Annotated in this window: 22 protein-coding genes and 1 pseudogene; 7 read left to right on the forward strand and 16 right to left on the reverse strand. The window is 54.4% G+C overall.

Annotated features, from left to right (window positions below):
• Positions 1–128 (reverse strand): annotated as a pseudogene (locus Q0835_RS18890) (carbohydrate ABC transporter substrate-binding protein); the annotation flags it as partial.
• A 324-nt stretch (positions 129–452) separates the two neighbouring features.
• Here Q0835_RS18890 and Q0835_RS18895 point away from each other — a divergent pair.
• Positions 453–869: a VOC family protein gene (locus tag Q0835_RS18895; RefSeq protein ID WP_298963736.1), complete on the forward strand. Its 417-nt coding sequence runs from the start codon at positions 453–455 to the stop codon at positions 867–869.
• Between the two features lie 118 nt (positions 870–987).
• Here the strand turns inward: Q0835_RS18895 and Q0835_RS18900 are convergent, their stop codons facing one another.
• On the reverse strand, positions 988–1227 hold the full coding sequence (locus tag Q0835_RS18900; RefSeq protein ID WP_298963737.1) for a hypothetical protein: 240 nt from the start codon (positions 1225–1227) through the stop codon (positions 988–990).
• 38 nt (positions 1228–1265) lie between these two features.
• Positions 1266–1502, reverse strand: coding sequence for a hypothetical protein (locus Q0835_RS18905; RefSeq protein ID WP_298821694.1), 237 nt, complete (start codon positions 1500–1502; stop codon positions 1266–1268).
• Positions 1503–2184: 682 nt separating this feature from the next.
• Between Q0835_RS18905 and Q0835_RS18910 the strand changes: the two genes are divergently transcribed.
• A complete protein-coding gene (locus Q0835_RS18910; protein ID WP_298821696.1) occupies positions 2185–3315 on the forward strand; it encodes a hypothetical protein in 1131 nt (376 codons plus the stop codon).
• A gap of 7 nt (positions 3316–3322) precedes the next feature.
• Here Q0835_RS18910 and Q0835_RS18915 read toward each other — a convergent pair whose 3' ends face one another.
• Complete coding sequence (locus tag Q0835_RS18915) at positions 3323–5056, reverse strand: caspase family protein (RefSeq protein WP_298963738.1); 1734 nt, start codon at positions 5054–5056, stop codon at positions 3323–3325.
• A gap of 282 nt (positions 5057–5338) precedes the next feature.
• Between Q0835_RS18915 and Q0835_RS18920 the strand changes: the two genes are divergently transcribed.
• Complete coding sequence (locus Q0835_RS18920; protein ID WP_298963739.1) at positions 5339–6538, forward strand: pyridoxal phosphate-dependent aminotransferase; 1200 nt, start codon at positions 5339–5341, stop codon at positions 6536–6538.
• A gap of 60 nt (positions 6539–6598) precedes the next feature.
• Here the strand turns inward: Q0835_RS18920 and Q0835_RS18925 are convergent, their stop codons facing one another.
• From Q0835_RS18925 to Q0835_RS18940, 4 genes are read right to left on the reverse strand one after another with little or no spacing between them, the layout of a single operon-like run.
• Entirely contained in the window at positions 6599–7510 is a 912-nt protein-coding gene (locus Q0835_RS18925) for a hypothetical protein (RefSeq protein ID WP_298963740.1), read from the reverse strand.
• A 37-nt stretch (positions 7511–7547) separates the two neighbouring features.
• Positions 7548–8318 carry a class I SAM-dependent methyltransferase gene (locus Q0835_RS18930; RefSeq protein WP_298963741.1) on the reverse strand — a complete coding sequence of 257 codons (771 nt, stop codon included), beginning with the start codon at positions 8316–8318 and terminating at the stop codon, positions 7548–7550.
• Positions 8315–9844 carry a hypothetical protein gene (locus tag Q0835_RS18935; protein WP_298963742.1) on the reverse strand — a complete coding sequence of 510 codons (1530 nt, stop codon included), beginning with the start codon at positions 9842–9844 and terminating at the stop codon, positions 8315–8317. Before Q0835_RS18935 ends, Q0835_RS18930 begins: the two co-directional genes overlap by 4 nt.
• Positions 9828–10829 (reverse strand): glycosyltransferase family 2 protein, encoded by a 1002-nt coding sequence (locus tag Q0835_RS18940; RefSeq protein ID WP_298963743.1) that lies wholly within the window; start codon positions 10827–10829, stop codon positions 9828–9830. Before Q0835_RS18940 ends, Q0835_RS18935 begins: the two co-directional genes overlap by 17 nt.
• 544 nt (positions 10830–11373) lie before the next feature.
• On the opposite strand from Q0835_RS18940, the gene Q0835_RS18945 reads away from it, so the two are divergent.
• Positions 11374–11853, forward strand: coding sequence for a DUF992 domain-containing protein (locus tag Q0835_RS18945; RefSeq protein ID WP_298963744.1), 480 nt, complete (start codon positions 11374–11376; stop codon positions 11851–11853).
• 76 nt (positions 11854–11929) lie between these two features.
• Here Q0835_RS18945 and Q0835_RS18950 read toward each other — a convergent pair whose 3' ends face one another.
• Entirely contained in the window at positions 11930–12226 is a 297-nt protein-coding gene (locus Q0835_RS18950) for a hypothetical protein (RefSeq protein ID WP_298963745.1), read from the reverse strand.
• Between the two features lie 476 nt (positions 12227–12702).
• Here Q0835_RS18950 and Q0835_RS18955 point away from each other — a divergent pair, with 476 nt between their 5' ends.
• Together Q0835_RS18955 and msrP are read left to right on the forward strand one after the other, a co-directional pair.
• Complete coding sequence (locus Q0835_RS18955; protein WP_298963747.1) at positions 12703–14766, forward strand: elongation factor G; 2064 nt, start codon at positions 12703–12705, stop codon at positions 14764–14766.
• 270 nt (positions 14767–15036) lie between these two features.
• Positions 15037–15999, forward strand: a complete 963-nt coding sequence (msrP, locus tag Q0835_RS18960) for a protein-methionine-sulfoxide reductase catalytic subunit MsrP (RefSeq protein ID WP_298963748.1) — start codon at positions 15037–15039, stop codon at positions 15997–15999.
• Positions 16000–16500: 501 nt separating this feature from the next.
• On the opposite strand, the gene Q0835_RS18965 is transcribed toward msrP, so the two are convergent.
• Genes Q0835_RS18965 through Q0835_RS18975 form a run of 3 tightly spaced genes read right to left on the reverse strand, consistent with a single transcriptional unit; the run spans position 16501 to position 19469 of the window.
• The gene (locus Q0835_RS18965) at positions 16501–17397 is read right to left on the reverse strand and encodes a LysR family transcriptional regulator (protein WP_298821722.1); all 897 of its coding nucleotides are present in this window, start codon (positions 17395–17397) and stop codon (positions 16501–16503) included.
• Positions 17398–17451: 54 nt separating this feature from the next.
• The gene (trxB, locus tag Q0835_RS18970; protein WP_298963750.1) at positions 17452–18420 is read right to left on the reverse strand and encodes a thioredoxin-disulfide reductase; all 969 of its coding nucleotides are present in this window, start codon (positions 18418–18420) and stop codon (positions 17452–17454) included.
• Between the two features lie 47 nt (positions 18421–18467).
• A complete protein-coding gene (locus tag Q0835_RS18975) occupies positions 18468–19469 on the reverse strand; it encodes a mitochondrial fission ELM1 family protein (RefSeq protein WP_298963751.1) in 1002 nt (333 codons plus the stop codon).
• A 213-nt stretch (positions 19470–19682) separates the two neighbouring features.
• Between Q0835_RS18975 and Q0835_RS18980 the strand changes: the two genes are divergently transcribed.
• A complete protein-coding gene (locus Q0835_RS18980) occupies positions 19683–20150 on the forward strand; it encodes an Lrp/AsnC family transcriptional regulator (protein WP_298821728.1) in 468 nt (155 codons plus the stop codon).
• 17 nt (positions 20151–20167) lie between these two features.
• On the opposite strand, the gene Q0835_RS18985 is transcribed toward Q0835_RS18980, so the two are convergent.
• The 4 genes from Q0835_RS18985 to Q0835_RS19000 form a co-directional block, all read right to left on the reverse strand.
• Complete coding sequence (locus Q0835_RS18985) at positions 20168–20638, reverse strand: hypothetical protein (protein WP_298821730.1); 471 nt, start codon at positions 20636–20638, stop codon at positions 20168–20170.
• A gap of 111 nt (positions 20639–20749) precedes the next feature.
• Positions 20750–21223 carry a transcription elongation factor GreA gene (greA, locus tag Q0835_RS18990; protein WP_298821732.1) on the reverse strand — a complete coding sequence of 158 codons (474 nt, stop codon included), beginning with the start codon at positions 21221–21223 and terminating at the stop codon, positions 20750–20752.
• Between the two features lie 121 nt (positions 21224–21344).
• Positions 21345–24707, reverse strand: a complete 3363-nt coding sequence (carB, locus tag Q0835_RS18995) for a carbamoyl-phosphate synthase large subunit (protein WP_298963752.1) — start codon at positions 24705–24707, stop codon at positions 21345–21347.
• A 171-nt stretch (positions 24708–24878) separates the two neighbouring features.
• Complete coding sequence (locus Q0835_RS19000; protein WP_152500641.1) at positions 24879–25157, reverse strand: helix-turn-helix transcriptional regulator; 279 nt, start codon at positions 25155–25157, stop codon at positions 24879–24881.
• Positions 25158–25618: the final 461 nt, after the last annotated feature.

Consider the following 25618-nt stretch of genomic DNA (forward strand, 5'->3'; position numbering starts at 1 on the left):
TTCGCAAACTCAGCAACAGCCGCAGCCTCTCCACCAGACGTCCACCAATGCGTAACTTCCAAATCCGTCGCATGGGCAAAAGAAAGAGCTGCTGCGCTCACCGCAGTGGCCAGGAAAAGTCGTTTCATATTATCCTCCCAGATTTCTGATTGTTTATCGATAAACCTAAAGTCAATTGTGAGTCAAACTTTGAAGAGAGAATCTTCTAAGAATAAGAAAAATATAGAGAAAATGGGAACGTTGTATTTTCTATTGTCAATGAATACAAAAGTGATATGACAAGAAGGGAAAACGTTATCATTCGGAGCTTCGACTGATTGAGTCCGTCAAAACAAGTCCGGCAAGTGAGGTCGTCGCTAAGGGTGTCCAAACAGTGTTGTCATCCAAGCGTTCATTTAGACCTTCCAGCTTCCCAAAATCCAAAGTTCAATTTCAACTAGAAAGATCAAGCAATGCAATATCTGCATACGATGCTCAGGGTTAGCGACCTTGAACAATCCATGGCTTTTTTCGAGCTTCTTGGCTTCAAGGAAACTGCCCGATACGACGAACCTGAAGCCCGCTTCACAATTGTCATGATGGCGCCTCCGGGCGGGGAGGATACGCCTGTTGAACTGACCTGGAACTATGATCCTGAGGAATTGGGGGAGGCAAGGTTCTTCGGTCATCTGGCTTATGAGGTCGATGACATTTATCGAACTTGTGAGGAACTGCAGGCGGCAGGTGTCACCATCAACCGTCCGCCGCGCGATGGCCGAATGGCCTTTGTGCGCACACCGGACAATCAGTCCATCGAGTTCCTGCAAAAGGGTGACCCGCTCGATGCAAGAGAACCGTGGGTGTCTATGGAAAATTCGGGGAAGTGGTAATATCCGGCAAATCAAGCCAGGTTCACAGCATCGAGGCTACTTCTTGCCAGTAGCCTCGAGCAGGACCGTGATCAGCCATGCTTTGTTGGATTTTTGCAACCTTGTCTTGATCGGTTTGTTATTCCGATCTTGCTGGATAAGAAACCGAAGTCTGGTGAATTTGACCCAGTTCCTGCTCCGGAATATTGCCGCCCTGGCCATCCGTCCGGTCGTCCGGATTTGCCATTGCGGCCGCTGCAATCAATGCTGTCGCCAGGACGATGCCCAGAAGGATAGCCTGTAAGAGTGGACGGGCGTCACTCAATTCGTGTTTTTGGGAAGCAACTCTGCGTTTGCTCTGGTTTTGAACTCGAGACATGATCAACCAGTTTTCTCGGTGATGGGATGTTTTAGGTTTTAGTGATTTTGCTCTGTCTGGTTCGAGGCCTGTGTCAATTCATCGAAAACGCGTCTGCCAAGCAGTTGCGTTAAAGCGACCATGGCGAGAAACGCTGCAAACGGAAGACCGATACCAGGCTCTAGCAGCAAGGTTGTCCCTAGCAAAAGGACCGTTGCCAAGAGGAACAGCAAGGCGAGTGGAAAGCCTGCTCCCATCAGTCTTTTCATTTGTGTTTGTGTTTTTTGAACCGACATCACGGCCTCCATCACTTTGGATGGTCGCAATCTGATTGAAAATTGCGCCGCCACGCAGACCTGAATCGGACTGAGGCTGTATGATTTCGTGACGATTTTGCGGCAAATTCGAATTGTGTGAAGACGCCGTTCAACGGCTCATAGTGCAGCGCGGCTGGACTATCGGTTTCGTTGCAATTCCTTGCTTGCTGCCCGTCCTGATCGTATTGGGTTTTGCCACCAAATGCCTGTAACGCGGTTCTGGCGTTTCCTGTGACCAGACGTGCTTGCTCTCTCAAACTATTCTCAGGCGATCAACCCGATGTGCCAATCGAGATATGCGCGGGTCTTATCGATGGCGTACCTCTCATGTATGCCACCAACCGATGCTCGAAATCATCCAGAGAGCAAGGAGCCGCCATATTTCGCATGGTACTGGGCGAGAGCTGAATTTCTGCGCGACCAAAGACCAGTCTGATTTCAATTGCCGGACATTTCTTTATCCATGAAGTGTCAACAGTCGAGCTGTTTAAGTTGGTAAACAACTCATTTCATTTATTTTTGGAAGTGAATATATTTATAAATAATGTTGCTATTTCTACTTATCTTTTTGGATTTTACGGCAAGGTTTTAGTCTTTGTTTGCATTTGTCACACATAGTGTCTGTCACGGGAGAGCTTGCTAAAGACAGGTCAAGAGCGAAATGACGATGAATGCCGCACAAAGCGCACTCGCTGAGACTTCAACAGCTTCGAAAGCTGAACCGGTAAAGGCACCGGCGCTTGATGCAGACGGTCCGGCCCTCGCGCTTGCAGGCCTTCAGTTTTTCATTGCAGACATCAGCAAAAAGACCCTGATTTGGCATGAAATCGGTTCCCAGAGCTTCAATAGTGAAGTGACGGACCTCCAGGAAGCACCTTCAAACCAAGCCTTGCGGCATTTGTCGCCAGAGGACCGGAAGACCATTTTGCATCTCGTGCAAGGTGCGATCAGAGACGGGCAGGCAGGACCGTTTGATGTGGGCGGGGGTCCCGATCATCGCATTCCAGGTATTCCAATCGTTGCATATCGGTACGAGTTACCGGATGGAAAAATCTTGGCAATCTGCTTTCCATCAATCGGACAAAGCGACGACAATCCCGGCCGGATCGCGCTCGGGCTGGCGCCTATCCTCCAGCACTTCGTTGCCTCATCAACACGCGTCGTGTTGCTGGTTGATAATTTCGGTTACGTGCGATTTGCAAGCGACGGATTTCTGAAGAGTTTTCAAATTGAGGATGCCCGATTGATCCTCGGACGCAATATTGCCCACATACAAAACAGGGTCGGCCGGACGATCGTTTCCCTGTCGCTCGCATCGCTGACGCGACGCGCGAGCGCTACAGGCCGGGGTAAGTTTCTGCTGGCCAGCAATGAGAGCCTGGAGCTGAAATACGATGCCATGTATTTTCGGGTTGGCGGGACTGTGGGCGGCGTGCTTTTTTCAGCCGGTCATGCCGGTGGTGACGTCGACTTCACCAAGGTCTTTGAAGTCTGCAGTGCTCCAATGCTGGTGATCAACACCAAAACGCGCATGATCATTGCTGCGAACAACGCGGCCATGAAGACCTACCATCTGACATCCGACGCCATCGACAACCGGCCGATTACCGAAACTCTGCTTCATGCCAATGATTATCAGGCATTGATCGGATCCGCCAAGCAAAGCTCGGACGTCCCCTTGTCGGTATCCGTAAGCAGCCTCAACGGCCAAACCAAGAAAAAACGTTTCAAGTGCGCGCTGATAGATGAAACCACAAATGAGCCCAAGCTGATCCTGGAAACGAGAAGCTGAGGATCGCTCAATTCGTTTTCTTGGGCGGTATCCGCTTCAATTCGATCCGGACCCACATTTCATCCTTGGGCCCATTGCGTTCAAGGCGCGGGCCGGTGAACCCCAACGTGGATCCATAAGCGACAAAGTCTGGCAGTGTCCCCAGGATCTCCACGGATCTGACTTTTCTTTTTCCGAACAGATAGTCTGCTTCCAGTCGTAAGGTGAGCTTCTTGTCTTGCGAGACGACGCCTCGAAAATTGGCAAAGGGATTGCGGTCGTCCTGCCGCGAGGCGCCTGCGAGATTTGTCCAGTCCAACAGAAAAAACTGGCCATCGCGAAACCGAAGATCTGCCGATGATAAATGGGTTCTCGCATTTACCTGGTGGGGATCTTCCGGGTGCTGGTTGAAGCGATGCACCTGGAGCTGCCAGAGGCCATCCAGTACCTTTGGTGTTTCCTCAAATACCTTGATCAGTTGCAAGAGCGCTTTCTGATCAACGTAACCGGTGTCCTCGATTTTGGTGGCAATCTGAAACTCGCGCAGGGCTGATCGCGACTTAGCGCCAAAGACGCCGTCTTCGGTCCCGGCGTCGTGGCCAAGCATATTCAGTGCCGTCTGAATTTTCCTGTAGCCCTCAATACCCAAACCCAGGCTTTGCTCGATAACGTCCGGCGCTGTACTGGCAACTGTCAGAGGTGCTCCCGTGCGGCTCGCTTCGCTCATGCGATCCAAAAGCGTCTGTGCTGATACGGTCAGTTCCGTCTGCTCTTGTGAGGCTCTGCTCGTGCCGGATGTCTTCTCCTGCTGCAGCTCTTTTAGAAGACTGTCAGCGACATCTGAGGCTGCGGTTTTCGGAAACTGCTCAAGGATAGTCCGGTAACCGATAACCGTATTGTTTCTGACAGCTTCCTTGAGTGCGAGTGTGGCAGCAGCTTCTCGTTCGACATCATTGTCATAGGATACCACAGGGGCGACCAATGCGCTGTTGTGAAAGAAATAGAACTCTGAGGACATGGAAGCGACGACTTCCGGGCGCTGTTGATGTCCGGTTGCCTCCAGCACATCGCGAGTGACCCGTTTCAGCATGGTCGAGACTTCTATATTCGGAGTGACAATGTGCTTTGCAAGCGCAGTCGTGAAGGGTGAATTGTGGGTGTCGCCATCCAGCGCGACTTCATTCGGTTTCGTCGCGAATGCGACGAGGGAGTTGGCCGTTTGCTCAGGGATTGCCAGACCGCGGCTCAGACCCAGCGCACGCGCCCGGCCGGCCAGCTTTTGTCTCAGATTGTCGGCAAACGGATTGTTTCTGCAGGCATCAATGAAAACCAGGCTCAAAGGCACGTGCGTTTCCATCATTCCAATGATCTCGTTTAGGTTTTTGCCACTCGTGACAACATCCTGCTGATCAATGATGGCCGCGTCCGTTGCAAGCAGAAAGTTCTCTTCCCGAAACTGCATCCCATGCCCTGCATAATAGAACATGCCAGTTGATGCTGATTTCAGATCCGTTTCGAATTTTCTCAAGGCGGCGGTGAATTTTTCAAAGCTCGCGTCTCTGACCAGATGTACGCGAAAGCCGAGATCCGTCAGTTTGTCAGCGATCAGGGTCGCATCGTTGATGGGGTTGCTCAATTGCGTTGCATGGCGGTAGCTGGCATTTCCAACCACGAGCGCAACACGGTCGCTTTCGGCCATAGCAGCGACGGGCTGCCAGAGAAGGCACAGAACCAATAGAACAAGCAGTGTTGGTTTTTGCATTGAGCCCCCGATCGATGCACTGGACTTGAAGATGCCGTTTCTTCTTCCCTGGAACGATCATGGGACGGTGCAGCGTGACCCGTCAAGGCTTGGCGAACGCGACGTCATCATCAGAGTTGCGTCATAAGGCTTGCGCTAACCCGGGCTGCCGAAAACCGCAGCTGCAATGGGCTTGGCATTTTCTAAGTCATCGTCAGAGAAATGGCTCATGGGTCTTGTCATACTCGATCAGCGGTTTTAGGGTCCGCGCGCTGTTATTCCCGTTTCCCCCTGGAGGACATTATGGGCTTTCTTGCTGACGCATTGGCGCGTGTTCAACCTTCTGCGACCATCGCCGTCACCAACAAGGCGCGCGAGCTTAAAGCCGCAGGCCGCGATGTGATCGGTCTCGGTGCTGGCGAGCCGGATTTCGACACACCGGAAAACATCAAGGCGGCGGCCGTTAAGGCAATCAACGAAGGCAAGACCAAGTACACGGCTGTGGACGGTATCCCGGAGTTGAAGGCGGCTATAGTCGACAAGTTCAAGCGGGAAAACGGCCTTGACTATGAGACCAACCAGATCACCGTCGGAACCGGCGGCAAGCAGGTGCTTTATAATGCCCTGATTGCCACTTTGAACCCTGGTGACGAGGTCATCATCCCGACGCCGTACTGGGTCAGTTATCCTGATATGGTTCTTTTGGCTGGTGGTGAGCCGGTCATCGTGGAGGCTGACAAATCAACCTTCAAGATCACGCCTGAAGCTCTGGATGCGGCGATTACCTCGCGCACCAAGTGGCTTATCTTCAACTCGCCGTCCAACCCGTCGGGCGCGGCCTACACGAAGGCCGAGTTGCAGGCGCTTTGCGATGTGCTGGTCAAGCATCCTCAAGTCTGGATCATGACCGACGACATGTATGAGCACCTCGTCTACGACGATTTCCAGTTCACCACACCGGCGCAGGTGGAGCCTTCCCTTTATGATCGCACGTTGACGGTCAACGGTGTATCCAAGGCCTATGCCATGACCGGTTGGCGGATCGGCTATGCCGGCGGCCCCGCCGATCTCATCAAGGCAATGGCAAAGGTGCAGTCCCAATCGACATCAAACCCCTGTTCGATCGCCCAGTGGGCTGCGGTGGAAGCACTGAATGGAACACAGGATTTCATTCCCAAAAACAATGAGGTGTTCAAGGCGAGGCGTGATCTCGTTGTTTCCATGCTCAATCAGGCCAACGGCATCAGTTGTCCGGTTCCAGAAGGCGCGTTTTACGTGTTCCCGTCTTGTGCGGGAACGATTGGGCGCACTGCTCCCTCCGGAAAAGTGATCGAAACGGATGCGGACTTCGTCACTGAACTCCTTGAGACCGAAGGTGTTGCAGTTGTTCACGGTTCGGCATTTGGTCTTGGTCCGAACTTCCGAATTTCCTATGCGACGTCCACGGAAGCGCTTGAAGAGGCCTGCATGCGCATTCAGCGGTTCTGCGGTAACCTGAAATAGGTCATGTTGCCGATCGACAATTGACGGATAAAAGAGCGGCTTTTGCCGCTCTTTTTTGGATCAGATCTTGCTTTTGTCTGTGTTCCGGAACAGGAACCAGCCGGCCAGAAAAGCAATGAGGTCGCCCAAAACAGTAACAAGTCGAAACAGGGCTGCTGCCAAAAGTGCGGCGTCCTGCATCTGCAGGCTGCTGAGCAGTGCGAAGAGTGTCGCTTCGCGCGTTCCCAGCCCCCCCGGCGAGCCAGGTGTCAGATAGCCAACGAGCCAGGAGAGAATTGCGCTGCCGGCGAGCGTTGCCACTGGCGCTGAGGAAAGCATCAGAAAAATCGCGGCAAATATTGCACCAAGAAGTCCCATGAACAGAATGGACAGACAGAGGCTGAAGGACAGATCCAACAGGAAGGGCCGCAAATTCAAGCCAAGTCGGCTTGAGAAGACTATGCCGACCGCGCTGGAGGCCAGAACTGTAGCACTCCCCAACCACCACAGCCAAACTGGAAAGAAGGGGAGGACGGAACTGAGCTGACCCGCACACCCCAGAATCAGGATTGCCACAATGGCTCCCAAGGGAATGATTGCGAGTTCAAGCAATGTTGCCTGAACGATCTGACCGTCTTTCAAACCGTTGCCGCGAACATAGAGCCCGCGACCGATCAGATGGGCTACATTGCCCGGAAGATATTTGGCAACCTGGGTGATCAGAAATGAAGCGTAGGCAAGCTTCCTTTGAAGGTTGCCGAAAAGTTTCAGGATCCAATGCCAACATTCTGCCAGGAGGAGCAGGGTAAGCGCATAAATGAGAGCGAGGCCAAAAAGGAACGCAACGTCTTGTCCTGTCGGGCGCCATTCGGAAATTCCGGACCAATGCTTGCGCAACTCGAATGCAAGAAAAATCAGTGCCGCCAAAAGCAAGCAGCGCCCCAGCCAAACGGCAAGCTTCTTCAGGCTTGCACGTTTGGCCAACGCTGTCATTTCTTGGTCCGGCGGGGTCCCCACGGTTTCAGCACCTTTATGTCTTTGCTGCGCTCTTCAGCGGAAATGTCAACAAGGTGGTCTCGTCCGGATAAGGGAGCGAAGGCGTCAAACCTGCAAGATGCCGGACAACCAGACCGGAGCCGGCGATAGACTGGCGGTAACGTTTGCGCCGGGAATTGTCGAAGACGATCAAACCGTCCGTCTTCAGGCGAGTGACGGCGTGTTCCAGGCATGCAGCGCGCGCGCGGCCGTCAATGACGATGAGGTCAAAGGCTTCGTCCTGGTCGAGGATAGATTTGGAGTAGTTCTCGAAAGACAGTCCAATGTGACCGGGTTTGACCGAAAGATACTGTGGGTCGGTTTCCGCTTGCGCCTTTGAGGGTTCGATGAGGGTGTGCGAGAGGCTTGTTGCGCCATTGGCCTTTGCAAGCCTTGTGTGGACAAGAGAATGCCAGCCGGCGTCATGTTCTACGCTGACAATGGTTCCCGCACGCTTGGCCAGCCAAACGGTACTGGCACCCGACCCGTATTCAAAAACCCTTGCATTTGGCCTCGAAGCGAGGAAAGCCTCGGTTTCGTCGATTGCCCCATAAGTCCACCAAGGGACATCGAGGTCGATCAGGCCATCGATATCGTGAATGGCAAACAGACTTCTGAGCCAATGTGCCAACCGGTGTTTTTTTGCAGAAGACTGCAGCCAGGACAGCAGCCCTGTGGCTCGCGCAACCGGGTGAACGGCGCGGACTGCGCCGACATAAAGTTGTTTGGCACTAGGCATTGGTGTGATGGCCTTGGATAACGTCATTGTCCGATCCTTGGCGGACGGCAGATCCGCTCAATGTCAGCGTCTGAAAAGTCTTTCTGACCAGCCAGGTGCCGGCATTCTTCCATGCTCCAGAAAGGCTTGCTCTGAGGTGCCATCTGGAAGCCGCGAAGTTGGGCGACGGTGCTGGCGGACACGGCAATTCCCACCAGGAATGCGGCAATCAATGTCGCCTTCAACAACAGTCCGGGCTTGCCTTCGGCGAACAGTTTTGCAATCGCAGATGCGCCCAAGAGCGCCAGCAGCGCGAGCAATGGCCAAAGATCGACCCGGTAACGCAGCGTTATTGTTCCGTAGGCAAGGGTCAAGCCCGCGATTGCGAACCCGCCTGCCAACGGTATGGCCATGCGACGCCAGAACTGTCTGCCTGCAGCCGGTGCACTGACGGCAAACAGTATCCAGAGGGGCCACAGGAACACCATGCCGACATAGGGACTTTCAACGCGGATAAAGCCGAGGTTTTCTGCCAGAGCCGATCTGACCGATCTGTGAAACGCTTCGCTGGCCACCTGGAGAGAGCCGGTCACGGCGGGAAGGTCGAACAGGTAAATCGCCGCGTTGTGCGGAATACGCTTCACATTGAACTTGCCGTGGTCCTTGAACGCCTGGGCTCTTTCGCTGTTTGTGTCTTCTGCACCCCAGTAGACAAATCCGTATTGAACGTCACTTTTGGAGAAACTGCCGTGGGTTTCGGTCGGAGACCCGAAGCGGGCTGCATTGAGACCGAGGTAGCCTACGCCGCCAGCGCCCAAAATGGCCAGGGCGAGTGCGATCCGCAGAAAATGCGCGCGCATCGACATCCAGGCGAGCGATCCAAGGACAAGCAGTGTTGCGAAATAGAGCCCGATCGCAACATTTGGCCTGGCGTGAAGCGCCAGCGCTGCAAGTGCGGCGCAGGGAAGGGCTGTCTTCCACAAAGGCCAGTCGCCAAAGACGACGTTGGCCCAGATCAATATGAACAGGCTTGTTGCTGCAAATGCCAGAGCGATGGGTTCGTGATAGAAGGATGTGCTTGCGCACAGCAAAAATCCCGGTGACCCGAACCAGATAGCAATGCCAAGCATTCGGCTGAGCGTGAGTCCCCGACTGCCGAGCTGTTCAAGCGACCTTGATGTCGCCTTGTGGAACGCGGCGTGAAGACAGAGTGTCCCAAGGCAAGACCATAACCAGATTGCCAGCGGCGCAAGTGAATAGTTTTCAAAGGGCCAGATCCAGCCGAACAGGAAACGGGGTATCAGCGGCCCGATGCCGTGATAGAGATAGGCAACCCCGTCAGCAGTGTAATGACCTTCAAACTGCGCCACACGCGCAGGCAGGTCCATTCGCCCGTCCAAAAGGGCGAGGAAGTATTCGTCGTAGAGATTTTGCCCGAGTGGGAAGCCGTCCACGCTTTTCAGGAGACCGGTTGCCAGCAAAGCGTAAAGGACCATGCCGATTGCGATCAGGTCCCATGACTTTTTTAGCGGCATTGGACCGACTGACCCGGTGACCTCACTGGACATCGTCATTGCGCTGGCCACTGGATTGAAGTTGCGGGTTGGCCGAAGGCGGCAAAGTGTCTTGTTCCAGACGGCGAAGGCGCTGAAGCACAGATTCCGTCAATCGACGATTTGTTGCCAAAGCATCGCTCAGAAACGCTATGACGACTGTGATGTAGCCCGCCAGAAGAAACATGCTGCCCAGAACGAGCGACTGAATTCTGCCGTCTCCATCGCCAATCGCATAAAAATAGAGAAATCTCAGAACCGGCAGAAGGCCGATTGTGATCATCAAGATGCCTGCCCATAGGAAAGCGCTGAGCGAACGATACATGAAATAGCTGCGCAGGATTGTTACGAGCTGTTTTTGCAAGAAACGAATAGTGGATTTTGCCAACCGAGAAGGGCGGGTTGTCGGGTTCGTCGACACAGGAACGGACACCACCTTCAGTCCGTGCTGGCCTGCGTGGATCAAGGTTTCGGTGGTATAGCTGAACCTGGTCATAACGTTGATGGTCAGAGCAGCGTCGCGGGAATAGGCCCTGAATCCGGAGACGGCGTCGCTTACATCGACTTGGGCGAGGCTGCGCACCACATGCGTTCCGAATTTTTGCAGCTGTCGTTTCGCCCAGGAAAATTCCCGATTTTCACCGGGATTGCGGTCACCAATTGCTATGTCAGCGCGGTTTTCGACGATGGGCCTGACAAGGTCAGGGATGGAGGCACCTGAATACTGATTGTCCCCGTCCGTGTTGACGATGATATCCGCTCCCAGATTGAGTGCGGATTCAATGCCGGACTGGAAGCTTCTCGCCAGACCCTTGTTGTGACCGTTTCGTATGATGTGGTCGACGCCGCAGGCGATCGCTGTTTCGACCGTGCTGTCGGTGGAGCCATCGTCAATGACCTGGATTTCAACTTTGTCGATGCCTGGAATGGACCTGGGTATCTCCGCGACAACAAGCGGTAGCGTTTTTTCTTCGTTGAAACATGGAATTTGAACGATCAGTTTCATGAACGACACTATGCAATCATCTGACAAACGGGGCTTGAGTTTCCCTGCTGATGCACCAAACCGGGAAACACATGCTCAAGCATCGTTACAATTAGATATTACAGTTTAAGAAATGGATAACTTCGTTGTTTTCGAATAGTTGATATTTTGCTGTTATTTATATTTGTGAATTTTAAGTATAACACTGAATTATATTATATATGTTGTTTCTGTCTTCCCGGTTCGACGATGTCCGAGAGCGCCCTTCAAGCTTCTATCAAGTGAAGGTCAAGAATTAAAGGCTCAGGAGCAGGCAGGATTTGAAAGACCAAGCAGCCAAGTTCGACTAATCGCGTCCTCTAAAAGGCTGGGGTTCAGTGCACCAATCTGTATTTGTTTTGCTGTCGAATGGCCAGCAATCAGACTTTTCCGCCCGGCAGGTGTGCACGACTTATGCGTGTTTAATATTCTGCCGCGATTTTGACTTGATGCCGACCCATATGGTGACGATGGTCAGGTTTCTCTTCCTGAAAGCCTGCCAGCATTCAATACCAGGAGTTTCAGAATGTGTATTTCAAGATTTGGTTTTGCGGTGGCTGCCGTTCTGTTTGCAGGAACGGCGCTCGCCTCTGAGAGTACACCAACGGTCGAAATCGGGACACTTAATTGTCTGGTCGAGGGAGAGCACAGTTTCATCGTTGGTTCTTCTGCTACGCTCGGCTGCAGTTTCAAACCTGTCGATGGAGGAGCGGTCGAGTACTACAAAGGAAAAGTACGCGATTATGGTCTTGATATCGGCACCACCAAGGAAGCCAACCTTGTTTGGGGCGTTCTGGCACCTTCCGCTGATCGCAAGCCGGGCCTATTGGCCGGAACGTATGGCGGCTTGACCGCAGGCGCGAGTTTGGGAGCAGGTATCAAAGCCAATGCCCTTATCGGAGGGCTGGACCGTTCTATTGCGCTGAACCCTTTCAGCCTGGAAAGTCAAACGGGCACCAACTTGACCATTGGTGTCAGCAAGCTGACGCTCGAGCCTATTAACTGAACCGAATTACAAAGCCCGTTCCTGGCTGGGAACGGGCTTTGCGATCAAGTTTTCGTTTCAAATTCCGTTTGGCCGGCTACTTGTTCTGGCAGCTCTCATTTGCCCCCGCGCAAGGGGTTGATGAGATATCCGGACGAGTGTTGGCCCGATTGATCTGATCGGTTCTGTTCAGCCGGTTTGCCCCTTCAATCTGTTGACGGGTCGAAAACCCCGACTGTTGCCGGTTCCGGTTCTGGTTCAGCTGTTGCTGGGCTGAAGGAAGCAGCGACGAACCGGACTGCGGCAAGCCGCGAAGCTGGTTGTTTTGTGCGCTCGCTGTTCCCGCGAGAACCGTAGAAAGAAGAAATACTGTTGCTGCTGTCATCCGGGTCATGGTGTTTGTTCCTGGTAGTAACCAAGGCGAGGGGCTCACCAAGTGTCATGCGTATCAGCTCACGCCTGCAGAATGTAGACGTTCTCGCTCGCCAGCCCTGACGGCGATTTCTGTCGACCTGGCAGAGGTGACGGGCAGAGTATGCACCCACCTTTGCTGATCGTCATCTTTGTATCCGCGTCAGACTGATGCATATGTGGGAAACTGATTGCCCGTATTCCAGCGGAAACGCGGACCAGGCATCAATCGAATTGTTGCGCTGCGTCATCAATTCTCCTTGCGTTCTGCTCACTTTCGGCGCGACCATGAAGAACCGCCCCCGGTCGATGTGCCTTTCAGTTGGGGCTTGGTGCTTCGGAGTACCGGGTTTTTGGGCCTTCGATCCCATCCGGGCGAGACGCGGCGGGCCCGCGTCCAACCGAACCGGCCTTGCCGCGTAGTTTTAGGGCTCCCCCCTCAAACACGAGAGGCAAATTATGGCAATCGGAACAAACGGAAAAGGAAACGCCGCCGGCACTACGCCGCGCTGTATTGCACTCGTCGGTCCGTTCGGCAGTGGCAAAACCAGCTTGCTGGAAGCTCTTCTCGCGCGAACCGAGAAGGTTGCGCGTCAGGGCTCAATCTCTGATGGCAACACGGTAGGCGACGCTTCACCGGAGGCGCGCGCGCATGGGATGAGCGTTGAAATAAATGTCGCCAATGCAGACTATCTGGGCGACCACTTCGTCTTTGTCGACTGTCCGGGATCAGTCGAATTCCTGAGCGAGATGGACGGAGCCCTTAGCGGCGCCGACATGGCCATTGTCGTCGCGGAGGATGACGAACGCAAGGTTCCCGCCTTGCAAGTGATCCTGAAAGCCCTTGAAGCCCGCGCCATTCCGCGGGTTTTGTTTTTGAACAAGATCGACAAAAGCACCCGCCGGGTGAGAGACGTGCTCAGCGTGTTGCAGCCAGCCTCAGCGGTTCCGTTGGTGCTTCGACAAATACCCATCTGGGAAGACGGCCATGCGACCGGGTTTATCGACCTGGCGCTTGAAAGGGCTCATGTCTATCACGAGAAGGAACCAAGCACGCAGATTGACATGTCTGACGAGGATCTGGCGCGTGAACATGAAGCGCGTTTCACCATGCTGGAGCACCTTGCGGACCACGATGACGACCTGATGGAAGCCCTTTTGGAAGACATTGCACCGGATCGCGATCAGATTTTTGCCGATCTCGTCAATGAAATGCAGGATGGTCTTATCTGTCCGGTCTTTTTCGGGTCGGCCGAACACGGAAACGGTGTCAGCAAGCTGTTGAAAGCACTTCGTCATGAAGTTCCGGGTGTCGATCGACTGAGAGAACGTTTACTGGACGGCGACAAGAGGGCAGCCCTGCAGGTGATCAAAACGCTGCACACACAACATGGCGGGAAACTATCCATTGCGCGCCTTCTGGACGGGCAGCTTTCCGACGGTGACAGCCTGTTTCTCAATGGAGATACCGAAGTCAAGGTATCTGGTCTTTTCAACGTTTTCGGCCAGCACGCTGCCAAAATCGCAACGGCAAATAAAGGAGATCTGGTCGCCCTTGGTCGGCTCGAACATGTTCAGACGGGTGACCTGATTGCCTTTGAGGCAGGTAAAATCGCAGCCAAACCGGCGGACGGGAGGCGAAGTCCGGTGCTAGCAACAGCAATTGCCGCTGCGCAGCGCAAAGATGAGGTTCGACTGTCGACCGCACTGACAAAGCTTGCCGAGGAAGATCCGTCACTTACGATCAGTCAGAACCAGACAACGGCGGAAACGTTGTTGGCGGGGCAGGGTGAAATGCATCTGCGAGTTGCCCAGGAAAGGCTTGCCGGCAAATACGGGCTGGACATAGCTGCCCACGCGCCGCACGTGCCTTATGCCGAGACGATCCGGACCAGCACAAAGGTGCGCGGCCGGCACAAGAAGCAATCTGGCGGGCACGGTCAGTTTGGCGATGTCGTGCTTCAGATCTCACCCCTGCCCAGGGGAGAAGGTCTTCAATTCAGCGACACGATCACCGGTGGTGTGGTTCCCAAACAGTACATTCCATCGGTGCGGGACGGCGTGATGGACGCGCTTGGACAAGGTCCGCTTGGTTTCCCGGTGGTCGATGTTTCCATCTGCCTGACGGACGGTTCTTATCATTCTGTCGACAGCTCCGATCAGGCATTCAAGATGGCAGGTATCCTTGCCATTCGTGAAGGACTTAAAGATTGCAAACCGGTGCTGCTCGAGCCGATCCATAAAGTGACGATTGCCTGTCCCAATGACGCAACTGCCCGGGTGAATGCGATAGTCTCGGCCAGACGGGGTCAGCTGCTCGGGTTCGACGCCAGACCGAACTGGCCTGGTTGGGACGAGGTTCAGGCCCTGATGCCTGAATCGGAGATCAGTGATCTGATCGTCGAGCTGCGTTCTGCAACGGCAGGCGTCGCCAGCTATATGTCGGCGTTCGACCATCTGGCGGAGCTTTCCGGAAAGGCGGCTGATCAGGCTTTGCAAAGGTCAGGCAAGCAGGCGGCCTGATTCTGGATTCGTGACTTAATGAGAGGGGCCTTTCCCCTCTCATTCTCCTCTTATTGCTGCCCGTCTTTTGCAGCTGGAACCCTGCTTTCGATTGGCTGTCATCCGGATCAGCAGGTTTTCATTGGCAAACAGTCCGAATTGAAATGCCGCAAGCATGGGATTGTTCTGGAAAACTGCGTCATTCACTTTCGTATTGCTAATGGTCACCAGGGCGTTATTTGCCATTGAACACCGATTTCGGTTCTCTTCTGGGCAAACAGGAGCCTGAGAATGAATATTTTGAAAAAGCGCAGCTGGGCGATGCCCGAGCGTGACGCGACGCCGGAACATGTCTTCCTGAACCGTCGGCAGATCCTTGCAGGTCTGGCCGGTGGCGGCGCTCTGCTGGGCACAGGTCTCGGACTACGCCCGGCCTTTGCTGAAGAAGATCCAAGCGCCGGCCTCTATCCGGTGAAGCGCAATCCGACCTTCACACTTGATCGCGACCTGACTGACGAGGAGGACGCGTCCACATATAACAACTTTTATGAGTTCGGCTCGCACAAGCAGATCTGGCAAGCCGCACAGGAGCTCCAGATTCGGCCGTGGACCGTCACGCTAGACGGACTTGTCGACAATCCGCAGATCGTGGATATCGACAAGCTGCTGAGCCAAATGCCGCTCGAAGAGAGGCTCTATCGTCATCGCTGCGTGGAAGCCTGGTCGATGGCGGTTCCATGGTCGGGTTTCGAGCTTTCGGAGCTGGTGAAACTGGCGAGCCCCAAAACAAATGCGAAGTACCTTCGATTTGAAACCTTCCATGACCCGTCGGTCGCAAGCGGACAGAAACAGTCATGGTACCCGTGGCCATATGTTGAGGGACTGACGCTGGAAGAAGCCACCAACGAATTGACCTTCATGGCGACAGGCGTTTACGGCAAACCGCTCGCAAAGCAGTTTGGGGCGCCGATCCGTCTGGTCACACCGTGGAAATACGGTTTCAAGTCCATCAAATCTATCGTGCGCATCACCTTCACCGAGGAGCGGCCTGTCAGTTTCTGGGAAGAAATTCAGCCCAAGGAATACGGCTTCTGGGCAAATGTGAACCCTTCGGTTCCGCACCGCCGATGGCCACAGGACTCCGAGCGCCTGCTTGGGACGGATCAACGCCGACAGACACTTCTTTATAACGGCTATGAAGAACAGGTTGCCGGGATCTACAAAAACATGAAGGGCGAATTGCTGTTCATGTAAATGCTGATTAGCGCATTGTGCGCTGCAATAGAGTATTGGCAAAAAAAGAGCCGGGTCTTTAAGGACCCGGCAGTTTGTTTTATTCACTGATAACAGTAGAATCACCTTCCAGAGGGGAACAGCTGGTCTAGACATCACTGGGAGGAGGACGTGATGCCCGCGTGACCAACAGTAGTGCTTATATGCAGTGCACAAGCTGCATAAACAAGAGGCAGCCGCGCAGACCTGCTATGCGTTTTTCGCAAGGCTGGTGTTCAGAAAATCTGGCGACAATTTAAGCTCAGTAAATTCAATGTTTTAGAGGGTGTGCTTTGAGGCGGCAGATCGCTTTCAAGCACCAATTTTGTATAAAATTATTTTTGGACAACGCGAAATATGATGTTCAATTCCGCAGATGCTCCTGGACCAATTGCTCAAATTCTGCCCCCCGGGAGCCTGAAATACGGGCATTTCAGGGGTGAGTGGACGGAGGTTTGAGGACACTTTGGGAAGGTTGCCAGGTTAATAAACCCAATTCTCTGCATTGGTCAGCAAGAACTCACGAAAGGCAGTGACCCGCGCTGTGTTCTTGAGTTCCGAAGGGTAGACGAAATAGGTGTCGAAAGACGGCACCTTGTCTTCCTCTTCCGTGATCACCGGTACCATGTTGGACGCATGATCGATGATATAATCCGGCAGCATCGCAATGCCGACACCTGATTGAACAGCCCGCTTTATGGCAACCAGATTGTTCACCTTGAGTGCAGAACGACGTGGATCGGTCGCGTTTCGTCCGGCGGTCTCCAGCCAATTCATGGAACGCAAATAGGCAGGTGCCTGTTCACCAAACGTGATGATGCGGTGATTGTCGATGTCTTCGATCGTTGACGGTGCGCCAAAGCGGTGGAGATATTCGGGTGCCGCAAACACGTGAAAATGCACGGTGAAGAGTTTGCGCTGAATCAGGTCCGGTTGGGTGGGCTGGCGCAACCGAATGGCCACATCAGCTTCGCGCATGCCGAGATCAAGCTCGTCATCGTCGAAAATCAGATGAAGGTCGACGTCTGGATAGAGATCGATGAAGTTCTTGATGCGGGACGTGAGCCAGGTGGACCCCAGACCAACCGTAGTAGTGACGCGCAGCGCTCCGGAAGGTTTTTCCTTACTGTCGGTCAGGCTGGTCTGAACCGCTTCGAGTTTCATTAAAACATCCGAAGCGGTGCGATAGAGCAGCTCACCTTGTTCCGTCAGCAAAAGACCGCGTGCGTGGCGATGAAAGAGCGGGACACCAAGATCCTGCTCCAGCGCACTGACCTGCCGGCTGACGGCGGACTGGCTCATATGCAGGCTGTCGCCAGCGTGGGTGAAGCTGCCTGCCTGAGCGGCCGCATGAAAAATTCGCAGTTTGTCCCAATCCATGCGTGCCCCTCCACAGGACGTAGTGGGCCCGGCACATTCGGGCCCGGTGGCGGACTATTCAGCCGCCTGTTGGGTGGATTCGGCCTCGTGTTCGGCCAAAAATTTCTCCGCTTCAAGCGCTGCCATACAGCCCATACCGGAGGCGGTGACAGCCTGGCGATAGATGTCATCTGTTACATCGCCAGCTGCATAAACGCCCGGAATGGAGGTCTTTGTCGAATCTGGAGCCGTTTCCAAGTAACCGTTGGGCTTTAACCCAAGCTGGTCCTTGAAGAGTTCCACGGAAGGCGCGTGACCGATGGCAATGAAAACGCCGTCCGCGGAGATATCCTGAGTGCCGCCGGTCTGGGTGTTCTTGAGGCGCACGCCGGTCACAGCTTTCGGTTCGCCTCCACCAAGAATTTCATCAACCTGATGATCCCAGATCACTTCAATTTTCGGGTTCTTGAACAGACGATCCTGCAGGATCTTTTCTGCACGCAGATTGTCTCTGCGGTGGACCAGGGTAACCTTGGACGCAAGATTTGCCAGGTAAAGCGCTTCTTCAACTGCCGTGTTGCCGCCGCCGACAACCACGACTTCCTTGTTGCGGTAAAAGAAGCCGTCGCATGTCGCACAAGCCGAAACGCCTGCGCCCATATAGTCCTGTTCCGAAGGCAGTCCGAGCCAGCGTGCTTGTGCTCCGGTGGCGATAACAAGTGTATCGGCAGTGAAGACAGTACCGCTGTCGGCCTCCAGGCGGAATGGACGCTGCGAAAGGTCGGCCTTTGTGATTGTGTCGTAGACAATCTTCGTGCCGACGTTTTCAGCTTGCTTTTGCATCTGCTCCATCAGCCATGGACCCATCACGGGATCAGCGAAACCGGGGTAGTTTTCAACGTCAGTCGTGATGGTCAGCTGTCCGCCAGGCTGAATGCCAGCGACAAGCGTCGGCTCGATCATTGCGCGCGCAGCATAAATGGCAGCCGTGTATCCGGCCGGCCCGGAGCCGATGATCAGAAGTTTGCTGTGTTCAGTGCTCATGGTCGCCCCTAAGTCCTGTTCAAGTGTTCTTGCCTGGCGGCGAAAGGTTAGTCTGCCGGCTCGTGTTTGTCGTTCCGCCGCAGCGCCGCGTAATCGGCGAGAATGCGTTCGGCAATCACGGGCGTGGCGTCTATCGGCTCGTAGGTAGTGGTTTTCAGCGGACCTGGAAAGGGGTGAATCGCACCAAGACGCTGCAAAGTCCCCAAAAACCGGGTGATCTTTGCGTGACCACCACCTGGATGAAAGACATGGATGGGTCTGCCGGTGGCAGTCGCCTCGCCGATCATGTTGGTAGAGTCCGCCGTGGCAACGATGGCATCGGCTTTGGCGAGAAAAGTCCCATAGGGGTTGGGAAGTTCACCCGTCCAATAGATATGTCCGCCGGACTTGGCGAGACTGGCAAGACCATACGCCAGCCCTGATGGCGTGCGCCGGGAAGCGGTGATCATCAGACCGGCGCCTTGGTGGGCAACTTCCCTCAAACCGCTTAGGAGGAGGTTCTGGTCGTCTTCGCTGAAAGTGTGATGCCGGCTGTCACCGCCGATCAGCACCGCGACGCGCGGTCTCGCCAGTTTGTCTATTTCCGGTGACTTTTGTGCTCTCAGGCCATCCAGTTTTGATACCGAGAAGCGATGTGGAGAGGTCGGTGTTACAAGAACATTGCGACCACGCAACGCGTCGTGCTCCGGAACCCAGATCAAATCTGCGCTGTCAGGCCCTTTCCGTGGGTCCTTCAGGAAAACCGTAAATGTGTGTCCATTGGAGCGTTGCTTGATACGCCTAAGATAAGCTGCTGCCCGGCGACCGGACGCGATTGCCAAGTCCGGGTAGGGAGGGGCGATCGGGCTATTGGGCCTGTTCTCCCACTCACGAGGGTCAGTTGGGCCAAAAGGTAGCCACCAGGAAAAGGGAGCGCGTGGAGAGATTGTGCGGATTTCGAAGGGAACGCAAAGAGCTTCGGCAACGCCGGTACATTGCGCAAGATCACCGGCCTTGCCGTCTGTGAGAACCCAAATCGAGGATGGGGAAATCTCCGGCATGGTTCGCATTGTCGGGAGGGGTTCCCCTATCGTAATCTTTCGAAATCGTGCGCAATTTTGTTATAGTCTTGCACAAACGCGCAAAAAATCATACTTCGGCACAAGAATTGACACGTTAGCGCGAGACGGTTCGCGCCTGCAAGACGCCAATGCGTTCCGGGTGGAACATCCACATCTTGGTCTACCCCGGATGGCGCAAGGTGGAGCTAAAAGGAGACGGATTTGAAAGCGCGGCTCGATGCCATTGACTGGCAGATCCTGAAAGAATTGCAAGCAGACGGGCGAATGACCAACGTGGAGTTGGCGCGGCGCGTCGGCATATCCGCCCCACCCTGTCTGCGCCGGGTCAGGGCGCTCGAAGAGGCCGGACTGATTCACGGATACAGGACGCTGCTGGATGAAAAACAGCTGGGTTACGACGTCACCGCCTTTGCCATGGTCGGGCTGCATAGCCAGACCGAAGCGGATCTGATTGCATTTGAGGAAACGGTCCAGAAGTGGCCGCTCGTCCGAGAAAGCTATATGTTGTCCGGCGAGGTTGATTTCCTGTTGAAATGCGTCGCGCCGGACCTGCAGACATTCCAGAATTTCGTTATCCGGGAGCTTACTGCAGCGCCCAATGTCGACAGTGTGCGCACGGCCCTGACAATCCGTCGGACCAAAGATGAACCCGTCGTACCAATCGATTGAATTTTACCGGAGGCAGGTCAGTCTTGCCGGTCACCGATTTTGCTGAGGCGTTTGCGCAGGCGCCCCATGACCGAGATGTCCCTGAGCGCGGTTGCGACCAGCGTGAAGGCGACGCTGAGGAGCGCGCAGGTGGTCAGAATTGCGATCGGCAGCCACTGGTCGTAGTGGAACGTGTTCAATGCCTGATCAATCGGTTCCAGACCGGAATAAAGACGTCCGCGCATCGTATCGCGGAAGGTGCCGAGTTCCAGTGATCCTTGCTTGAAATAGCGTAGTCCGAGCACCAGCAGAATCACCGACGCGGCCAGTGCCACCAGAAAGCCGAAAACACGCAGGGCAAATCCGAGAGGATTCTCGTGCCGGCGCTTGATAAGGCGTTTGAATGCCAGTCTTTCGCGACCATTCAGTTTGGAGAACGCAAACCAGCGATAGGCCCACAAAGGAACCGAGATCACCAGCAACCAGACGCCAATTGCATGAAAGACCATCACTTGCTCTCCGACACGTGCCGGTTGCTACCTTAGCGATAGACCGGCAGGCGTCAAAGGGTAAAGCGATAGAAAAGTTGCTTGAAAATGAGCTGCTTGCGAAGCGCCGGTTTACATGAACCTGACTTCGACGATCTCATACGAGCGAGCACCGCCTGGAGCTGCGACTTCAACACTGTCTCCAACCGATTTGCCGATCAGAGCGCGCGCAATCGGAGAAGAAATGGAAACCTTGTTGTGCTTAACGTCGGATTCGACATCGCCAACGATCATGTATTTCTTTTCTTCTTCCGTGTCCTCGTCGATCAGGGAAACGGTCGCGCCGAATTTGACGATCTCGCCGTCAAGTTTGGTCACATCGATGACCTCGGCACGGGACAGCTTGTCTTCCAGTTCCGCAATGCGGCCTTCGTTCAGGCTCTGTGCTTCTTTGGCTGCATGGTATTCTGCGTTTTCCGACAGGTCGCCATGCGCGCGTGCTTCAGCAATGGCATCAACGATGCGCGGACGCTCAACCGTGGTACGTTTCTTCAGCTCATCCTGAAGCATTTTGTAACCGGCAGAGGTCATCGGAACTTTTTCCATGGGTCTCAGACCTTCAGCTTATTGGGTCCTCTTCTCACTCTTCATAAAGGACCGCGCATTTACAAAAACAAACCAAGCCGGGAAAGGCGCGCTTTCCCGGCCGGTCACGAGTATAATAGCCTTAGCCGAAGTAGGATTGTAAAGGTCTTACTTCAAGGCTGCCCGCCTTGTGGGCGGTTATTCCTTTGGCGGCAGCAACGGAACCTGACAGCGTCGTGTAATACGGCACTTTGTTCAGCAGAGCTGCGCGGCGCATCGACCGGCTGTCGGCAATCGCCTGCGCACCTTCTGTGGTGTTGAAGACGAGTTGTACTTCACCGTTCTTGATAGCATCGACGATATGCGGTCGGCCTTCAAGCACCTTGTTGATCTTCTTCACTGCAATGCCGTTTGCCTCAAGAAATTTCTGCGTGCCGCCTGTGGCAATGATATCGAAGCCTGCAGCTTCCAGGCTGCGCACGGCATCCACGACGCCAGCCTTGTCATCATCGCGCATGGAGATGAAGACAGTGCCTTTACCCGGCACGCCGGTGCCGCTGCCAAGCTGTGCTTTGGCAAACGCTTTTCCGAAGGCCGTGTCGAGGCCCATGACCTCGCCCGTGGAGCGCATTTCCGGACCCAGAATAGTATCGACGCCCGGGAAGCGCGCGAACGGGAAGACAGCTTCCTTGACCGCGATGTGGTCCAGTTTTGCCTCACTAAGGCCGAAAGATGCCAGGCTCTCGCCGGCCATGACCCGGCTGGCGATCTTGGCAATGGGCTCTCCGATCGTCTTGGCAACAAAGGGCACGGTTCGCGAGGCGCGAGGGTTCACTTCAAGGACAAAGATTTCGTCGCCTTTGATCGCGAATTGCACATTCATCAATCCACCGACTTCAAGCGCCAGGGCCAAGGCCGTTGTCTGGCGTTTCAGTTCGTCGATGAGTTCTTCCTTCAAGGAAAAAGCCGGAAGAGAGCAAGCGCTGTCACCGGAGTGAATTCCGGCCTCCTCGATGTGTTCCATGATGCCGCAAACAAACACGTCCTTGCCATCACACAGCGCATCTACATCAACCTCGATCGCTCCATCCAGGTAGCGGTCGAACAAGAGGGGGTTGGTGCCAAGCACCGTATTGATCTGACCGGTCTTGTCGTTCGGATACTTGGCCCTGACTTCAGCCGGTACCAGTTCGGGCAAGGTGCCGAGAAGATATGAATTGAGCGCTTCCTCATCACGAATGATCTGCATGGCACGGCCGCCGAGAACATAGGACGGGCGCACCACCAATGGCAGGCCAAGCTGGCCGGCAATCAAACGGCCCTGCTCAACGGAATATGCGATGCCGTTTTCCGGCTGCTTCAGGTCCAGTTTGACCAAGAGCTTCTGGAAGCGATCCCGGTCTTCCGCCAGATCGATCATATCGGGAGAGGTGCCGAGGATCGGCACATTGGCCTTGACCAGAGCCTGAGCCAACTTGAGAGGAGTTTGCCCACCGAATTGAACAATAACGCCGTGTAGCGTGCCGTTATCCTGTTCGCGGCGTATGATCTCCAAAACGTCTTCCGACGTCAGCGGCTCGAAATAGAGCCGGTCGGACGTATCATAGTCGGTGGACACGGTTTCCGGGTTACAATTGACCATGATGGTCTCATACCCGGCATCTTCAAGCGCAAAGGCGGCATGACAACAGCAATAGTCAAATTCAATGCCCTGGCCGATCCGGTTCGGCCCGCCACCCAAAATGACGACTTTCTTCCGTTCCGACGGGTCGGATTCGCATGCTGGGTTGCCCATGAAAGGCGTTTCATAAGTCGAATACATATAGGCGGTCGGCGAAGCGAATTCAGCGGCGCACGTGTCTATGCGTTTATAGACCGGGTGCACGTTCAATTCCTGCCGCAATTTAACGACATCGTCGGCTTCGAGCCCTGCAAGGCTTGCCAGTCTTGTATCCGAAAAGCCCATTGACTTGAGCTTGCGCAGGTTTGCCGCGTCTTGCGGCAGGCCGATGTTGCGCACCTTTGCTTCCATCGCAAGGATGTCAGCCATCTGTTCCAGGAACCAGGTGCTGATCCCGCTTGCCTGATGTGCTTCTTCCACGCTCATCCCAAGACGCATGGCTTGAGCAACGTTCAAAAGACGTGTCGGTGTCGCGGTTGAAACCGCTGCCCGAAGTGCATTACGGTCATCACCCTGGTCTAGGCCCGGTATTTCAGTCTCATCGAGACCATTCAGGCCGGTTTCCAGACCGCGGAGAGCCTTCTGGAGACTTTCATTGAATGTCCGGCCGATGGCCATCACTTCACCGACCGATTTCATGGCGGTGGTCAATGTCGGGACTGAGCCTGGGAATTTCTCGAAAGCGAAACGAGGGATCTTGGTGACGACATAGTCGATTGTCGGCTCGAAAGATGCAGGCGTGGCACCGCCCGTAATGTCGTTTTCAAGTTCGTCCAGTGTATAGCCGACAGCCAGTTTGGCAGCGATCTTCGCGATCGGGAAACCGGTTGCCTTAGAGGCAAGTGCGGACGAGCGGGATACCCTCGGGTTCATCTCGATCACCACCAGGCGGCCGGTCTCGGGATCGACGGCAAACTGCACGTTCGAGCCGCCCGTTTCCACACCGATCTCGCGCAGTACTGCGATCGAGGCGTCGCGCATGATCTGGTATTCTTTGTCCGTTAGCGTCAGTGCCGGGGCAACGGTGATGGAGTCTCCTGTGTGAACGCCCATCGGATCGACATTTTCGATCGAGCAAATGATAATGCAGTTGTCCGCTTTGTCGCGGACCACTTCCATCTCATATTCCTTCCAGCCGAGCAGGCTTTCATCGATAAGGACCTGACCAACAGGTGAGGCGTCGATACCCGAACGAACGATCGTCTCGTATTCTTCCCGATTGTAGGCAACGCCGCCACCGGTGCCACCGAGTGTGAAAGCCGGACGAATGATGGCCGGCAGGCCGATCTCGTCCAGTGCGCGCATGGCTTCCAGATATCCGGCGTTGCGGTCATATCCGGTGATCCTGCCGTCTTCTCCTCGAATGGCTGGTGACGAGGCAATGGCTGCGCGAGGGTTTTCAAGGCCGATCACATCCATGGCTGCCCGGAACTTTTCCCGGTCTTCGGCCTTTTCGATGACATCGGCACGGGCGCCAATCATCTCCACACCGAATTTTTCAAGGACCCCCATTTCCTCAAGATCCAACGCGCAGTTAAGTGCTGTCTGCCCTCCCATGGTTGGCAGCAGTGCGTCCGGGCGCTCCTTTTCAATGATCTTAGCCACAAGGTCCGGCGTGATCGGCTCAATATATGTGGCGTCGGCAAGATCGGGATCTGTCATGATCGTCGCCGGGTTCGAGTTCACCAGGATAATGCGATATCCTTCCTCTCGCAGCGCCTTGCAGGCCTGGGTGCCGGAATAATCGAATTCGCAGGCCTGGCCGATAACAATCGGCCCGGCACCTATGATCAGGATGGAAGAGATATCTGTGCGTTTGGGCATCTCGGCTCGCAGCTCGCAGCGGCCAGTCCGGATAACGTCGCCGTTATTCGGTCGGGCTCTATCATGAGGTGAATGACAATGTTGGCTGAGCGCGTCTTATAGGGAAAAGCGCAGCGGTAGGAAACCCCGGCTGCGTATCATTCAGACGTTTTCTGCGTCCAAATTGCCGGATTAATCGGTCTCTTTGCTTTCAGCGGGTAGGGGAGCGGTGCTCTGACCGTCAAAGTCGCCAATTCCTTCGGACAAGGCATAGCAAGCGAGTCGGATTGATTTCGGGATTTCTACCGGGCGGCCGTCCCGGTTGCCTTTTTCATAATACTGGATCATGCGTTTCTTCAGACCGAGCCTGTCGGCAGCGTCCTTTTGCTTCAGTCCCAGGGTGCGACGCCAAATGCGAAACTGCTGCGGGGTCATGCCTTGCACAGGATTTTTTGATTTTGATTCGGCCATATTACCAATGTTCCGGAATATCTTCGTTCCGTACGGACTTCACCAGCAGCCAGCGTGCTGACAAATAAGACAAAAATAACCTGGACGCGGTCTTGTCAATCGGGAAGTGCACAATGTGCTCCTTTTTGTGCGGCGAATGCGCTTTCGCGTCTTGAAATTTGAACAGACGGACAAATATTAGCGATGCGAAAGATGACATGCATGCGCTCAACAGGAACGTTTTCCCGTTCAGTTTGTGCGTATGGTTTTCATTTTCGACAAGATATGCACGTTAAGCGTGCGGCGTGGGTGCAGGCGATTGCCTTGCGGCAGCCGGTTAGGATGCAGATCGATAGCAAGTTCTCTAGATAATATTTAGAGCGTGGCGTCAGCATGTAATAAATGTCAGTGATAAGGTAAAGAAAACAAAGTATTTTTTGAGCTCAATCTGCCGTGGGGTTAGGAAAAATCGTTGTGGATAT

The organism is uncultured Roseibium sp. (assembly GCF_947499295.1).
In the GTDB taxonomy this organism is placed as follows: domain Bacteria; phylum Pseudomonadota; class Alphaproteobacteria; order Rhizobiales; family Stappiaceae; genus Roseibium.

Bases quoted from the DNA above. Each gene is read 5' to 3' on its own strand.
- Q0835_RS18975 (WP_298963751.1), bottom strand. From the start codon at position 19,469: ATGCGAACCATGCCGGAGATTTCCCCATCCTCGATTTGGGTTCTCACA.
- Q0835_RS18925 (WP_298963740.1), bottom strand. From the start codon at position 7,510: ATGACAGCGTTGGCCAAACGTGCAAGCCTGAAGAAGCTTGCCGTTTGG.
- Q0835_RS18935 (WP_298963742.1), bottom strand. From the start codon at position 9,844: ATGACGATGTCCAGTGAGGTCACCGGGTCAGTCGGTCCAATGCCGCTA.
- greA (WP_298821732.1), bottom strand. From the start codon at position 21,223: ATGGAAAAAGTTCCGATGACCTCTGCCGGTTACAAAATGCTTCAGGAT.
- Q0835_RS18930 (WP_298963741.1), bottom strand. From the start codon at position 8,318: ATGACGTTATCCAAGGCCATCACACCAATGCCTAGTGCCAAACAACTT.
- Q0835_RS18965 (WP_298821722.1), bottom strand. From the start codon at position 17,397: ATGGATTGGGACAAACTGCGAATTTTTCATGCGGCCGCTCAGGCAGGC.
- Q0835_RS19000 (WP_152500641.1), bottom strand. From the start codon at position 25,157: ATGGCCGAATCAAAATCAAAAAATCCTGTGCAAGGCATGACCCCGCAG.
- Q0835_RS18895 (WP_298963736.1), top strand. From the start codon at position 453: ATGCAATATCTGCATACGATGCTCAGGGTTAGCGACCTTGAACAATCC.
- Q0835_RS18900 (WP_298963737.1), bottom strand. From the start codon at position 1,227: ATGTCTCGAGTTCAAAACCAGAGCAAACGCAGAGTTGCTTCCCAAAAA.
- trxB (WP_298963750.1), bottom strand. From the start codon at position 18,420: ATGAGCACTGAACACAGCAAACTTCTGATCATCGGCTCCGGGCCGGCC.
- Q0835_RS18905 (WP_298821694.1), bottom strand. From the start codon at position 1,502: ATGTCGGTTCAAAAAACACAAACACAAATGAAAAGACTGATGGGAGCA.
- Q0835_RS18950 (WP_298963745.1), bottom strand. From the start codon at position 12,226: ATGACCCGGATGACAGCAGCAACAGTATTTCTTCTTTCTACGGTTCTC.
- Q0835_RS18915 (WP_298963738.1), bottom strand. From the start codon at position 5,056: ATGCAAAAACCAACACTGCTTGTTCTATTGGTTCTGTGCCTTCTCTGG.
- Q0835_RS18940 (WP_298963743.1), bottom strand. From the start codon at position 10,829: ATGAAACTGATCGTTCAAATTCCATGTTTCAACGAAGAAAAAACGCTA.
- Q0835_RS18920 (WP_298963739.1), top strand. From the start codon at position 5,339: ATGGGCTTTCTTGCTGACGCATTGGCGCGTGTTCAACCTTCTGCGACC.
- msrP (WP_298963748.1), top strand. From the start codon at position 15,037: ATGAATATTTTGAAAAAGCGCAGCTGGGCGATGCCCGAGCGTGACGCG.
- Q0835_RS18910 (WP_298821696.1), top strand. From the start codon at position 2,185: ATGACGATGAATGCCGCACAAAGCGCACTCGCTGAGACTTCAACAGCT.
- Q0835_RS18955 (WP_298963747.1), top strand. From the start codon at position 12,703: ATGGCAATCGGAACAAACGGAAAAGGAAACGCCGCCGGCACTACGCCG.
- carB (WP_298963752.1), bottom strand. From the start codon at position 24,707: ATGCCCAAACGCACAGATATCTCTTCCATCCTGATCATAGGTGCCGGG.
- Q0835_RS18985 (WP_298821730.1), bottom strand. From the start codon at position 20,638: ATGGTCTTTCATGCAATTGGCGTCTGGTTGCTGGTGATCTCGGTTCCT.
- Q0835_RS18945 (WP_298963744.1), top strand. From the start codon at position 11,374: ATGTGTATTTCAAGATTTGGTTTTGCGGTGGCTGCCGTTCTGTTTGCA.